At 60.8% G+C, this 663-nt stretch carries 2 protein-coding genes; both read left to right on the plus strand.

The annotated features are described in order from the left end of the window. On the plus strand, positions 1-327 hold a 327-nt coding region (locus ACFW0B_RS25885), incomplete at its 5' end, for a hypothetical protein (protein ID WP_449151808.1). Next, positions 327-557 (plus strand): hypothetical protein, encoded by a 231-nt coding sequence (locus ACFW0B_RS25890; RefSeq protein ID WP_449151809.1) that lies wholly within the window; start codon positions 327-329, stop codon positions 555-557. The genes ACFW0B_RS25885 and ACFW0B_RS25890, both read left to right, overlap by 1 nt. Positions 558-663: the final 106 nt, after the last annotated feature.

Below are 663 nucleotides of genomic sequence, written 5' to 3' on the forward strand. Positions count from 1 at the left end.
GAGGGCGACAAGGCCTTCGCCATCGTCGGCATTACCGTAACGAGTAAGAACCGTAACGGTTTTGACGTATCCGAACTGCTGGAGTTTTCCGTACGCGGTGAGCAGTTCAAAGGCGGCTTGCACAATGCCTACCGCCAGCACAAGGGCGCCGAAGTCTTCGCCCCCTATCAGGACGAAATCGACACCTTCTACAAGGACAACCCGCGCATTCGTTACAGCCTGCTGGGTATTCCGCTGCGCCTCGCTGAGGTGCGCCCGGAGCAGGAGAGCGCTTCGCAACGCCAGCAACCGCAAGCGGCCCCCGCGCCGAAGGCGGTTAACCAGTAATGAGCGCTTACACCCTCCAGTGCGACGGCACCCTTAACGTCACTGTCGAGGGTGCGCCGCTGTGTTCCGGCACGTGGCTCGTACACCAAGTGCCAGAACCCTTTGACGCAAGCCAAATCGACCCGGCAATGGTCGGCTCGGCTTTCGCCATCGGTTTCGCCCTGGTCGTTTCGGTGTGGCTGCTCGGCTACCCGATCGGGGCGATTCTCCACCTCATCCGTAAGGAGTAATGACCATGCAAGCATCCAAACGTTTCCTCAAGTCCCTGGCCGGTGCCGGTGTTGCGACTGCCGTGCTGGCCCAACAAGCGTATGCCGAAGGTCTGGCCGACATGGC

Source organism: Metapseudomonas phytobenefica (assembly GCF_043392685.1).
In the GTDB taxonomy this organism is placed as follows: Bacteria; Pseudomonadota; Gammaproteobacteria; order Pseudomonadales; family Pseudomonadaceae; genus Metapseudomonas.

Excerpts from the sequence above, each read along its gene's own strand:
- ACFW0B_RS25890 (WP_449151809.1), top strand. The coding sequence starts at position 327 with ATGAGCGCTTACACCCTCCAGTGCGACGGCACCCTTAACGTCACTGTC.